The following is a 12,516-nucleotide window of genomic DNA, read 5'->3' on the forward strand; positions in this document are numbered from 1 at the left end:
GCCTTATGCGATTGCCCTGCCCTCCTCCGCGCCATCGCCGGCATCCTCGTCCGCCGCCTCGGCTATGGACGAATCCCATCATGCGCAATAAGGATGGGGTCTGCCGTGGCGCTTTCGCGCCGAGGCAGGCGACGTTCGATCAATGACGCTGCGCCGGGCGCCTTTTACGCCGCCCAGCAAAAGTGTCGATACCGGGGGATCTGGTCATGACCGACAACAAGCCGACCGTAGACGTTACCAAGGACTGGCAGGCAACGCAGGGCCAGAAGTCCGGGGCCACGCGGCTGCGCCTGTTCGCCGTGCTGTCGTGGGTCATCGCCATTGGCGGCGAGATCGCCGGGATCGTACTGCTCTACAAGCACAAGTTCGACCAGGGAAACCTGCCGCTGCTGATCGGCATCCTGGTCGGGATCGCGATATTCGCCATCGCCGGCAGCCTGCTCTGGAAGGCGGCCAACCGGAAGGACCCGGCCCGCGAATCCGACACGTTCCGGTTCTTTGTCCAGAACCAGCTCGGCGCGATCATCACCCTGATTGCCTTCCTGCCGCTGGTTCTCTTGATCCTCAACGACAAGAACATGGACCCGAAGAGCAAGAAGGTGGCCGGCGGTATCGGCGCCGTGCTGGCCGTGCTGGCGACGCTGATCGGGGTCAGCTACCAGCCGCCATCGGTCGAGCAGTACACGCAGGACATGAACACCTGCGCGGAACAGATCAAGGCGGGGCAGCCGACCACGGCCTGTTCGCCCGAAGTCGCCGCCCAGGCGCAGGCGATCGCCACCGACTCCACCACGGTGGCCGCGGCGACGAAGGACGCGGCACACCCCAATGGCCAGGATGTCGTCTACTGGATCGCGCCGGAAAACGGCGCCGCCAAGTCCGACACCGAGCATGTCTTCCACCTCTGCGCAGCCGTCAGCCCGCTGAAGGACAAGACCGTCAACAGCGGCTCGGTGACCGAAGCCTACGCCCAGAACGCCATCCGCATCACGAAGCAGATCGAGATGGAACAGAAGCAGTGCGGGTTTACCACTACGCCGTGAGGGGCGCGTGGGCTGGCGGACCTAGAGGATCACCGCCAAACCGTCTGAGTTCAACTGGCGTTGGCGCTCTTCCGCAAAAGGAGGTCGTCTGAGCCGCGATCGTCACGGCTTTCCTTGAGGCGCAATGGGATTTGCGGTGGGGGGTGCAACAGCTGGCGCGGGCACTGCCGTGGTGCTCACAGCTGGCAACAGGCCATCACCGATTGCCTTGACGGCCGCGCCGACGATTGCGCCGCCGATGACAGCCACAATTGCGAAATAAGTGAGAACGCGTGACTGTCGCTCCTTGATGTCGGCCACCTGTGTTCGCACCCCCTCGTTCTTGTCGCTCAACGCTTTCAACTCATCTTTCATTCGCTTTTCGAGTGCGTAGAGGGAGTCTACGACGCCAGTGATGTTGTTGATCATGCCGGGGGGAATACCGATCGGGCCTAGCTTGTCCTTGTGTTTAACCGATGGCGCATCAAGGTCGGCGATCCAAAGGAGGAATAGGGGCATTCCGCGCTGCAGATGAATTGTGGCCGGACCTGCGTTGAAAACCGCAAAGATTAATGGGCCCGACCAGCCGGGATCGACGTGGAATCCCGATACATTTACGAGTCCCTTGGACTTGTATGTTGCTTTGATGGAGATGAACCCCATCACGTCAACAGGGATCGTGACCGTCTCCTCGGTCAGCAAGAATGCAAACTGGCCGGGCGGAATGGCGATCGGAGCGTTTTCCGATAAAATCTGCTTGGTGTGCGAATTGGGCGCCGGTTGTTCCAATCCAGGCGTGATATAGATTTCGCTACCGACGCGCATTGTGATGGCATTACAGTCAACCACATCGCGATGATCATGGTCGACGAGCTTCATTAACCCAGATTCGAGCCGTTGACTGCTCCAAAATGCCATTCCCGTTGCTCCTCCCCGTCACGAATCGTTAGGGATATTCAAATCCTTTTTATCACTAGACGACTCGGATGCCACATGGGCATCCGTTAAATGCAAGCAGTGACTTGGCTGCTCCTCTGCTTCGCTTTGTCTCCACGCTATCAATGTAAGTTGGGCACCTGAAGGCACGCCCTGTTCGGGAACCGTCGATAGCATTCGACTAGAAGTAGCAAAATACGCTTGTCTGAAAATCGAACATGCGCTACATATGATGTTCGATTATAAGACGGAGCACTCAAATGGACGTGCGCACGCGTTTCAAGCCGGACGTCGGCTTTCCCGATGAAGATGTTGAAGACCGTATTCGTGAAGCAGTTCGCGACCAGATGGGTATTCAGTCGGTTCTGCGACCGAGAACACGTAGTGCATGTGAGCCTGAGATCGATTCGCTCGTCGTGATCGAAATCATTTGCTCGATCGAAGAGGTTCTGGGCATCAAACTGCCGACCACCTTCGCACCGAAAGGTGGCTACGATAGCGTTGAAGCTTGTGTCGGTGACCTTGTGGCTGAAACGCGCGCCGTCTGGAACGCCTCAGTTAGGGAAGAAGAACACCATGACCGATGACCGCGCCGGATTTGCCTTGCCTCCTTCAGAGCCAGATCGCATGGCTCTCGGCGAACGTCTGCGTTCAGCTCGGGAGTATGTGGGTCTTAAGCAGGACGACGTGGCCAAACATCTGGCGATCCCCCGCAGCGCACTCTCCCATATTGAGGCAGGTCAGCGAAAAGTTGACGCACTTGAGTTGTCGAGAATGGCGAAACTCTATCAGCGACCAGTTAGCTGGTTTACCGGGGAGGATGCTGTCGAAGTTCCTGAGGAAGTCGCTCATGTCGCCAGGGCAGCTGCAGCGCTGTCCACGCAAGATCGTCAGGAATTGGCGCGGTTCGCGGACTTCCTAAGGTCGCGCGCCAAAACAAAGGGCGGGCAGTGATGGTCGATGCGCGTAACTCGATCTTGACCGGAACGAAGGCTGCCAGCGAGCTTCACCGTGACCTCGGGATTCGCAAACGTTTGGAGCGTAGCGGTGGCGGGAGAATTGACGTTTTTGGCGCGATCGGCCACCTCGGCGCGACCTTGATGTTTCAACCGTTGGACAAGCTGCTTGGTGCATACGTACCAGCAGATGAACCGGGTGTGCTGATCACGACAAAACGGCCGTTGCCCGTCCAGCGTTTCACCGGAGCGCATGAGCTTGGGCATCTTTATATGCAGCATGAGCCGAGCTTCGACGACGAAAAAATTCTACGTCGTGCTCCGTTCGCCGTAAGCTCGCCTGCGGATGCACAAGAACAGCAGGCAGACGCGTTCGCCGCCATATTTTTGGCCCCGTCCTGGCTACTTGCCATGATTGTTGCGAAACAGAAATGGTTGCCTCAAGCCCTGTCCGATCCTGCCACCGTTTACCAGCTATCTCTCCGTCTGGGCACAAGCTACAGCGCCACCTGCTATGTCTTGGAAAGGCATAAAGTCATTCGGCGAGATGAGCGCGAGAGGCTTCTTTCGCATCAGCCAAAGGACATAAAGCGTAGCCTGCTGACCGGCTATGAGCCACCGGACTGGAGATCTGACGTATGGCTGCTTACGAACCATGATGAAGGCAGCCTGATCGAAGGAGGACGCAATGACCTTTTCGTTGTGCGTCTTCGCGAAAACAGTGGCGCTGGTTATCTATGGGATTTTGATGCGTTAAAGTCAGCGGGCTTCGCAGTTGTGGCCGACGATCAAGAAGCAATCGATCCAGACCTCGTGGGCGGCCTCCTCACCCGGAAAGTGACGACCCGGTCCAACGATCGCAACCAAGGCGAAGTGACCCTGCAAGAGCGCAGGCCGTGGCTTCCAGGCAAGCCCCTCAACGAGCTTCACTTGCAATACGATCTAAGAGGACCGGAAGCGCCCGGCATGTGGGAGCCTGACCTGCGACGCGTCCTCGAGGCGGCCTGACGTGATCACGATTATCAAGGATCTTCGCTCCAAATTTGGGCCAGCGAGGGATCAGGACCCGCGCCCTACATGCATGGCATTTGCCGCGAGCGACGCACACGCGGTGTCGCGCGGAGCCTGGGTGCCATTGTCCGTGGAATGGGCATACTTCCACGCATTGAAGAGAGAAGGCACCAGGCCGCACGTGGGCGTATACTTCGAAACCATGCTGGAAACTCTACGCGGCGATGGGCAGCCCGTTGAGGCACAATGGCCTTATGACGCTTCAGAGTTCGTGGACTTTACAAATTGGCGGCCGCCAGCGGGTGCCAATCCAATCTTTCGGCAACAAGGTCAGAGGATTACGGCAACGGTTAGAAACCTCATTGCGCAAATAGACCAAGGCCGACCCGTCCTGTTTACAATGAGTATTTCTCACGCCTTTTATCAGCCAGCCCCACACGGGATAATTTCTTCGACAGAGGCCATGGAACCGAAGCGTGTTCATGCCTTGGTTGCGGTGGGTCACGGAACTGTTGGCAGCAAAAGCTATTTGCTTGTTCGCAACTCTTGGGGCGAGGCATGGGGTCTTGCTGGATACGCCTGGATCGACACGTCTTACCTCTCGCCGCGCCTGGTGGGTGCGGCCGTTATGGCAGGAGAAATTTGAAATGTATCTTCCGATTGAGCCGCAACCTACGAATGTTAAAGCTTGGCTTGCTGCGGCAACGGCCGTGGAGAACCTAGGTGGCGAGGCTAACAACGTGGTCATCGACATTGCTGATCCTTTGCTCGAGGACGAGACCGACGCACAAATTATTCGTGTCGTCGACAGCTTCCTTCGGACCCATCACTGCAACGCTCTGAATGGGGTCGCCAACACCATTTTTCCACAAAGCCTATTCGATCAGCATGGCCCGGATCAATTCTACCGCGCCTACCATGACCGCGTTTTTCCTCGAATGAAAACCATCACCCGCGACTGGGGACGATATTTCGAGCGACTGACCAGCTGGAAGAAGCTCGTCAACAATAAGGTAGAAGTGATCAATCCGCTGGACGATCTCGTAACGTTTATGCGCGGGCAGATCAGTTCAGACAAAAAGACATATCGAAATGCCTACGAGATGACCGTTTACGATCCTGGTCGAGACGCCGGGAAAGGATCCAATCGGCAGTGCCTAAGCTTCCTGAGTTTCAAACTGACGAACGACAATCGACTTTTGCTCACGGTAATGTATCGCAACCATGCCTACATCGCTCGTGGGCTTGGCAATTTCATCGGACTTGGTCGGCTCCAAGCGTTTGTGGCCGGCCAAGCCGGCGCGCAAATGGGCTCGCTTACCTGTATCTCCACCCATGCGATGATCGACCACGGAAAATCTAGCAAGGGCGATCAGGGTCAAGGCTGGTCGCGCGCAGAAGCTATTGCTTTGCTCGAAGAGTGTCGAAGTTTAATGGGCTAATCCTTCATCCCGCATGACTCTCTGTCTTCCGAAGTCATATCTTCAAACCAAATTTCACGCCGGTTCAAATCGGTTAGGACAACACCTATTCGCGCCGTCTGGAGTTGACGGAACACGGCGTAACCCTGAAGGATCGCCGACTCCCAGAGCCACATTGGCAGCTTCTCGGCTTCATAGCCCCGAACAAAGCGCTTCACGTCCTTCAAGATATCCAGCCCAAGCTTGGGCGTATTGGCGAAAAAGCGATGCTGCTTAGCGGTCTCGAAAATCCACGTCGTCAAACCTTCTTCGATCAAATTTGCTCGTGCACCGTCCTCGTTCTCGTCCAGGGCCTTTTGGCTCTTTCGTTTGATTTTTAGCAGCGCCCTTGTCGTCGGTGACCACCCAAGGACTGCCGCATAAGCAAGATGGAATACATCGTGGAAGCGGAAGTCATCTTCTGGGAGGTGATTGTCGGTCAGGCGATCGCCTAGTAGGAAACCGCCCGCTTTCTGAAACACAAATCGCGTCCCATTGACCTCGCGCTCGTAAATCAGCACTCGCATCTGCCGCGGAAGCTGTTCGTCAATGTGTAGGCCTTCATCGAGAAGTGGCGGAAACACCCGTTGTGTTGGCCAACGATCTTCGGTCTTTACAACGTTCCGGATGGCGGCCTCGGTTAGTGTAACTTCCGCAGCTCGAGCGACTTCACCCAAAAGCCCAAGGATGTAGCTGAGATCATTGTGCAGGGCTGCTACATCAGTATCTTTGGTTTCCGCGCCCTTCCGCTTCGCCAGATGGCCCGTCCCGCCGGCAAGCCCAAGGAGGGCGGACTCAAGTGTCTCGGTTCGCTGCGTTGCTACCGCGTTGTCAAATGTCGCGAAATTAGGCCCGTGGTGCAATCCTCTGGTCAAATTGACGAGAGATGACCCACCTCGCCGTGCGACAGCAGAAAGGTACCAAAGGACATCGCCCAATTCTTCGACTACGGCGTCCCGGTAGCCAAAGAACCCATCGGTGTCACGACGCTTTTTCTTGACCGCGCTGACCAAACTCCCCACTTCACCAACCAGACCCAGGATTGAGGTCCCGATTTCCCCGAACTCCAGTTGATCGGTTCTTGCCGCATGGTCTTCGAATTGTGCGACAGACATGGAGGCATCGTTTGCGGCCGTCATCTTTCCACACTCCATCTGCTGATTGTGCTGACTGGCAAGCCCAGACATCCTAGGATGCGCCCAAGAGAATCGATTTGGCCTTGGGAGCTGAACAATGCCCGTCTCGTTAACTGCGACTTTCGCGCGCACATGAACACCACCGTCGTTTTCGATACCTACTGGAGATTCGCTGCCGAGCGGCTCTCAATGTTTTATCGCAGATTGGCTGATCCATGGGGCCCTTGGACAAACGATCCGATCCTCCGCGAATTTAGGTTCACTAACACCTATCGCGCGGCCGATCGTGTTAGCCAATATTTGATTAGCGAAGTGCAGTACAGGTCAGAGCGCTCGCAGGAGCCGAAAGAGGTTTTTTTCCGCACAATTCTCTTTAAAATCTTCAACAAGGTCGACACTTGGGAAGCACTGGAACGAGAATTTGGGCTGCTGACTTGGAAAGATTTCGATTTCGAAAGAGCCGATCAGTTGCTGAGTCGTCTCCATGCGAAAGGCAGGAAAATCTACTCCGCTGCCTACATCATGCCGCCCCCCCCATTTGGCAAAACCCGGAAACACAGCAATCATCTGGCGCTACTAAACTTGATGATGACTGACCGATTGCCAGACAGGCTGCGACAGGCACCCGACCTTCAAACCGTTTATGAAACAATTCTAGGCTATCCGGGCCTTGGCCGCTTTCTGGCATTCCAGTATGCGATCGACCTGAATTACTCCACTTTGCTCGATTTCGATGAAAGCGAATTCGTTGTCGCTGGGCCTGGCGCGCTTGACGGCATATCTAAGTGTTTCAAGTCGACCGATGGCCAGTCAGCGGAGGAAATCATCAACTGGGTCACCGAACGGCAATCTGACGAGTTTGCAAGTCGAGGCATAGATTTCGCAGGTCTATTCGGACGACGGCTGCAGCCTATAGATTGTCAGAACCTTTTTTGTGAAATCTCGAAATACTCCAGAGTGGCACACCCGGATGTACAGGGTATCGCCGATCGCAAAAGAATAAAGCAGAGCTATCGTCGCACAGCTTTGAAGCTGCCTCAACCAAGGTTCCCACCGCGTTGGGGTGTCTCTACCAATCCTGCAGATGTCATAGTTAATAAGATCAGGTCAGAGGAACAACTTGAACTGCTCTAGTCTTTTCGGTTGAGGCGCGAAGCGGCCATTCACGGACGCAGGAGACAAAGTCGCCTTTAAGAGCAGCCAGCCTTCGCAGGATCAGCCTTCCCCCAAGACAAACAAGGCCCCTACCGGGGCCTTGCGCATCACCTCAGTGCCGGGCTCCGCCCCCTCACTTCCCCATCAGCTGCTTGGCATTCTCGGCCGTGATCGCGGTGGTCTCCACCGTCACCGTCTTGTCCACCTCGGTCGCGCAGTCGAGCAGGATCTTTTTCGACATCTCGATCGCTTCCTTGGCGCCCGTCGGGTAGGTGAAGGTTGCGACCCAGTCGCCCTTGGCCACCGCTTCGATGCCGCCGGCCGGGCCTGGCAGGCCGTCGGTGCCGATGATCTTGACGTCCTTGCCCGCTCCCTTGGCGGCGAGCAGCGCGCCGGCGGCCATCATGTCGTTGGAGGCGTAGAGCACCTTGATGTCGGGGTGTGCCTGCAGCATGGCGGCGAAGGCGACCTGCGCCTTGTCCGGCACCCAGTCGGCGGCCTGCTCGGCGACGATCTGGACCTTCGGGTTGCCTTTCACGCCTTCCTTGAAGCCGTTGAGGCGCTCCACCGCCGGCGTCGAGCTCGGCAGGCCTTGCAGCACGGCCGCCTCGCCGCCATCGGGCAGCAGGGTCTTGGCGGTGTACTTTCCGGCTTCCTCGGCGATCTTGAAATTGTCGCCGCCGATGAAGGCGGTGTAGTCCTTGCCCGGGTCGCCGACCGTCTTGCGGTCAAGCTCGATGACCGGGATGCCGGCATCCATGGCGCGCTTCACCGCCGGCGTCAGCGGTGCGGCCTCGAAGGGCGAGATCAAAAGGATATCGACCTTCTGGGTGATGAAATTGTCGACCTGCGAGGTCTGCGTGTTGACGTTGCCGGCGCCGTCGGCGATCTGCAGCGTGAAGCCAGGCACTTCCTTGGCCGCCGCCTCCAGCTCGTCATTGACGTGCTGGCGGTAGGGCTCGGCATTGTTGGCCTGCGAAAAACCGATGACGAACTGGCCGTCCTTGGCGCAGGCTTTCACCAGCGGCTCGGCGGCGTAAGCGGAGCCTGCAATGCACAGGCCGGCGCCTGCCAGCAGCACGGCCTTGAGGGTCGATCCTCTTAGTGTCGTTTTCATAACTCACTCTCCTCCTCGTCCGGCCGGGGGGCCAGACCTTGGTTTGACGTTCACGTGTTGCCGTCTCCTCCTTGTTTGTTTGTGCATGTCGTCATCGCAAAACCTTTTGCGCGACATGCACTAACGACCCAACCCCTCGCGGCGGCGAACGAGGGATTGAAGCACTGCCGCCAGGACGATGATCGCGGCGGTCGCGAGCAGCTGCATGGCGGGCGTGATGTTGTTGAGCTGCAGGATGTTGGCGAGCGCGCCCAGCATGATGGTGCCGGCAACGGTGCCGACCATGGAGCCGGCGCCGCCGAACAGGCTGGTGCCGCCGATGACCACGGCGGCGATGGCCGTCAGCTCATAGCCCATGCCGTCATTGGCGCTGCCGAAATTGAACTGGCCGGCATGCACGATGCCGGCAAGGGCGGCGGCAAAGCCGGTGATGGCGTAGACGGAGATTTTCACCATCGAGACCGGCACGCCGGATATGCGCGCGGCGCGCTCATTGCCGCCGACGGCAAAGACATAGCGGCCGAAGCGCGTGGTGTTGAGGACGATGGTGGCGATCGCGGCAAAGACGACGAACACAAGCGTCGCCACCGGCACGGTGTTGTTGAACAGCCGCTCGCCCAGCACGGCGAACACCGGCGGCGCCAGGCCCGGCCCTTCGCCATAGGAAATGTTGATGTACTGGTTGCCGGAGACGACCAGCGCCAAGCCGCGCGCGGCCTGCAGGCCAGCCAGCGTGACGATGAACGGTTCCAGCCTGAAACGCGTCGAGATGGTGCCCTGGATGGCGCCGAAGACGATGCCCAAAGCGAGCACGGCGAGGATGGTGGGGATCAGGCCGAAGCCGCCGGAGATCATCATCGAGGCGGTGACGACGCTGGACAGGCCAAGCACCGCGCCGACCGACAGGTCGATGCCGGCAGTGATGATGACGAAGGTCATGCCGATGGCGATGATGCCGGTCTCCGACACGGCGCGCACGATGTTGGCGATGTTGTCTGGGTTGAGGAACAGGATCTCGCCGTGGCGGCGCGGCGAGAAGATGATGCCGCCGATCGCCACCAGCACCAGGCCGATCAGGCTCTGGAAGCGCACGATGAGCGCCAGCGGGTCGCGATGCTTTTGAGGCGCCGCCATCACCGGGCTCGCTGCCACTGGATTGTTGTCCTGAGACATCAGGCCTCCCTGCCGTTAGCCGCGGCCAGCACCGTGTGCTCGTCGACGCCGCCCAAAAATTCCGCCACATTGCGCCCCTGGCGCAGCACCACGATGCGGTCGCACAGACCGATCAGCTCCGGCATCTCGCTGGACGCCACCAGAATGCCCAGCCCTTGCGCCGCGAGTGCCCTGAGCCGCTGGTAGATCTCGCCCTTGGCGCCGACATCGACGCCGCGCGTCGGCTCGTCGAGCAGCAACAGGCGCGGATTGCCGAGGATTTCTTTTGCCAGCACCACCTTCTGCTGGTTGCCGCCGGACAGCGCGCCGACGGCGATATCAGGGTTCTTCGGCCGGATGTCGAACTGGCCGAAGGATTCCTTCACCGCCTCGGCCTGGCGGCGCGGCGAGACCAGCCAGTTCGGCGAGATTCTGGATATGACCGACATCACCAGGTTGAGGCCGACCGCCATGCGCAGCATCAGGCCCGAGCCCCGGCGGTCGTCGGTGACGAAGGCGATGCCGGCGTGGCGGGCAGCACTGATCGAATCCAGTTTCACCGGCTTGCCGCCGACAGCAACCTCGCCCTCCCAGCGGCCGGACAGGCCGGTGCCGTAGAGCGCGGACAACAGTTCGGTTCGCCCTGCCCCCATAATGCCGGCCAGGCCGACGATCTCGCCTTCATGGACATCGAGCGAAACACCTTGCGGCGCCTGCCAGCCGGCGCTATCGCGGGCGAGCTTGAAGCTGGCGTTCCTCAGGCTGAGCAGCGGCTTGCCCGCCGCTTTGGCGCGTTGCGGATAAAGCTCATCCAGCGGACGTCCGACCAGCAGGCGCACCAGCTCGGCTTGCGGCGCGTGCGGCTCGGTGATGCCGGCGACGCGACCGTCGCGCATCACCGTCACCCGGTCGGCAATGCCGGGCACTTCCTCCAGCCGATGCGAGATATAGACGATGCCGACGCCGGTGGCTGCGAGTTTTCTCATGATGTCGAACAGCCGCTCGACTTCGCCGACGGTAAGTGCTGCCGTCGGCTCGTCCATGATCAGCACGCGGGAGGCATAGGACAGCGCCTTGACGATCGCCACCACCTGGCGCTGGCCGATCGACAGATCGGCGACCATGGCAGCCGGATCGATGGCGATCTCGATCGCCTCCAGCCGCTTCTTGGCCTCGCGGCGCATTGCCGGCACGTCGAGGAAGCCGCCGGGACGCATCAGTTCGCGGCCGAGGAACAGATTGGCGGCGACGTCGAGCGACGGCACCAGGTCGAGCTCCTGGAAGATGGTGGCGATGCCTGCCGCTTGCGCCTCGCGCGGGTTGTTGAAGCGCACGGGTTTGCCGTCGATCTCGATCATGCCTTCGTCCGGCGTGTAGACGCCCGACAAAAGGTTCATCAGCGTCGACTTGCCGGCGCCGTTCTCGCCGAGCAGCGCATGGATTTCGCCGGCCTTGAGGTCGAAGTCGACGCCGCGCAGCGCCTGCACGCCGCCGAAGCGTTTGACGGCGCCGGTCATTACCAGCAGCGGCGCGGTCATGTTAGCCTCGTGTGGGTCGGCCTTCCGCAGGAGGCGCGCGCCCGCAGAGTCGCCTGCAGCCGCACCGAACGTGGCTCTGAACCGGTCGCCGCGATGCGGGCGCTGAGTAGCGCCGCCGCCTGCCTGCCGATCTCGGTGCAGGGCTGCGCCACCAGCGTCAGCCGCGGCTCGAAACAATCGGCCCATTCGAAATCGTCGAAGCCGGCCAGCGACAGATCGCCCGGAATGCTGAGGCCTTTTTCGCGGATGGCGCGGACGGCTCCGATCGTCGTCATGTTGTTGCCGGTGACCAGTGCGGTTGGTGGCGACGGCAGCGACAGGATGGCGTGGGTGGATGCGGTCGCCGCCGCCGTGTCGACATTCTCGGCCGAGAGATAGTGCGGCACGCACTCAAGTCCATTGGCGGCGAGCGAAGCCTGGAACGCCTCGATGCGCTCGCGCGTCGTCGTCAGGCCCGGCTGTCCGGCGATATAGCCGATGCGCTTGTGGCCGAAGGAGGCGACATGGTCGATCAGCGCGCGCATCGACGTTTCGTTCTCGACGCCGATCTGGTCGAAGCGCTGGTCGGCGAAACGGTCGATCAGAACGCATGGCATCTTCTTGTCGGCGAGATAGTCGATGGCCCGCTGCGGCGAGCCCGACGGCGCCAGGATGACGCCGTCGACGCGGCGCTGATGAAAAGCGCGCACCACCTGCAGTTCGCGGTCGGGATCCTCCTGGGTGTCCGACAGGAAGACCATCAGCCCGAGCCGCGCGCATTCGGCCTCGACCGCGCAGATGATGTCGGTGAAATAAGGGTTGGAGATCGCCGAGATCGCCAGGCCGACGCTGTTGGTGGTCGAGGCCTTCAGCGAGCGCGCCAGCTCGTTGGGCTGGTAGCCCATGGCGGCAATGGCGTCGTTGATCAGCCTCGCCTTTTCCAGCGAAACGAAGCGCGTGTTGTTGACGACATGCGAGACGGTCGACACCGACACACCGGCGCGCCGCGCCACTTCAGCCATTGTCGGCAAGACATATCAGCGCCTGCAAGCGC

At 59.7% G+C, this 12,516-nt stretch carries 13 protein-coding genes; 7 read left to right on the forward strand and 6 right to left on the reverse strand.

Features of this window, described 5'->3' with window-relative positions; translation table 11 throughout:
• The first annotated feature begins 206 nt into the window (after positions 1–206).
• Positions 207–1,043 carry an SLC5/6 family protein gene (locus tag NLY33_RS24820; protein ID WP_023705089.1) on the forward strand — a complete coding sequence of 279 codons (837 nt, stop codon included), beginning with the start codon at positions 207–209 and terminating at the stop codon, positions 1,041–1,043.
• 102 nt (positions 1,044–1,145) lie between these two features.
• Here the strand turns inward: NLY33_RS24820 and NLY33_RS24825 are convergent, their stop codons facing one another.
• Positions 1,146–1,940 carry a dCTP deaminase domain-containing protein gene (locus tag NLY33_RS24825; RefSeq protein WP_023705090.1) on the reverse strand — a complete coding sequence of 265 codons (795 nt, stop codon included), beginning with the start codon at positions 1,938–1,940 and terminating at the stop codon, positions 1,146–1,148.
• Positions 1,941–2,218: 278 nt separating this feature from the next.
• Between NLY33_RS24825 and NLY33_RS24830 the strand changes: the two genes are divergently transcribed.
• The 5 genes from NLY33_RS24830 (at position 2,219) to NLY33_RS24845 (ending at position 5,367) form a co-directional block, all read left to right on the forward strand.
• Positions 2,219–2,545, forward strand: a complete 327-nt coding sequence (locus NLY33_RS24830; protein WP_023705091.1) for an acyl carrier protein — start codon at positions 2,219–2,221, stop codon at positions 2,543–2,545.
• Entirely contained in the window at positions 2,535–2,912 is a 378-nt protein-coding gene (locus NLY33_RS24835) for a helix-turn-helix domain-containing protein (protein ID WP_023705092.1), read from the forward strand. Before NLY33_RS24830 ends, NLY33_RS24835 begins: the two co-directional genes overlap by 11 nt.
• Positions 2,912–3,922: an ImmA/IrrE family metallo-endopeptidase gene (locus NLY33_RS24840; protein WP_023708939.1), complete on the forward strand. Its 1,011-nt coding sequence runs from the start codon at positions 2,912–2,914 to the stop codon at positions 3,920–3,922. The genes NLY33_RS24835 and NLY33_RS24840 overlap by 1 nt, the downstream gene beginning before the upstream one ends.
• A gap of 205 nt (positions 3,923–4,127) precedes the next feature.
• Entirely contained in the window at positions 4,128–4,571 is a 444-nt protein-coding gene (locus NLY33_RS29570) for a C1 family peptidase (RefSeq protein ID WP_353620309.1), read from the forward strand.
• 1 nt (position 4,572) lies between these two features.
• Complete coding sequence (locus tag NLY33_RS24845; RefSeq protein ID WP_023705095.1) at positions 4,573–5,367, forward strand: thymidylate synthase family protein; 795 nt, start codon at positions 4,573–4,575, stop codon at positions 5,365–5,367.
• Here the strand turns inward: NLY33_RS24845 and NLY33_RS24850 are convergent.
• Entirely contained in the window at positions 5,364–6,524 is a 1,161-nt protein-coding gene (locus NLY33_RS24850) for a nucleoside triphosphate pyrophosphohydrolase family protein (RefSeq protein WP_031196971.1), read from the reverse strand. The genes NLY33_RS24845 and NLY33_RS24850 overlap by 4 nt on opposite strands.
• A 129-nt stretch (positions 6,525–6,653) precedes the next feature.
• Here NLY33_RS24850 and NLY33_RS24855 point away from each other — a divergent pair, with 129 nt between their 5' ends.
• Complete coding sequence (locus tag NLY33_RS24855; protein WP_023705097.1) at positions 6,654–7,655, forward strand: nucleotide kinase domain-containing protein; 1,002 nt, start codon at positions 6,654–6,656, stop codon at positions 7,653–7,655.
• Between the two features lie 154 nt (positions 7,656–7,809).
• Here NLY33_RS24855 and NLY33_RS24860 read toward each other — a convergent pair whose 3' ends face one another.
• The 4 genes from NLY33_RS24860 to NLY33_RS24875 form a co-directional block, all read right to left on the reverse strand.
• Positions 7,810–8,793: a substrate-binding domain-containing protein gene (locus NLY33_RS24860; RefSeq protein ID WP_023689831.1), complete on the reverse strand. Its 984-nt coding sequence runs from the start codon at positions 8,791–8,793 to the stop codon at positions 7,810–7,812.
• A 120-nt stretch (positions 8,794–8,913) separates the two neighbouring features.
• Positions 8,914–9,966 (reverse strand): ABC transporter permease, encoded by a 1,053-nt coding sequence (locus tag NLY33_RS24865; RefSeq protein WP_023705098.1) that lies wholly within the window; start codon positions 9,964–9,966, stop codon positions 8,914–8,916.
• Positions 9,966–11,483: a sugar ABC transporter ATP-binding protein gene (locus NLY33_RS24870; protein WP_023708941.1), complete on the reverse strand. Its 1,518-nt coding sequence runs from the start codon at positions 11,481–11,483 to the stop codon at positions 9,966–9,968. The genes NLY33_RS24865 and NLY33_RS24870 overlap by 1 nt, the downstream gene beginning before the upstream one ends.
• Positions 11,480–12,493, reverse strand: coding sequence for a LacI family DNA-binding transcriptional regulator (locus tag NLY33_RS24875; protein ID WP_031196975.1), 1,014 nt, complete (start codon positions 12,491–12,493; stop codon positions 11,480–11,482). Before NLY33_RS24875 ends, NLY33_RS24870 begins: the two co-directional genes overlap by 4 nt.
• Positions 12,494–12,516: the final 23 nt, after the last annotated feature.

The sequence above is a fragment of the Mesorhizobium sp. C432A genome (assembly GCF_030323145.1).
Taxonomy (GTDB): domain Bacteria; phylum Pseudomonadota; class Alphaproteobacteria; order Rhizobiales; family Rhizobiaceae; genus Mesorhizobium.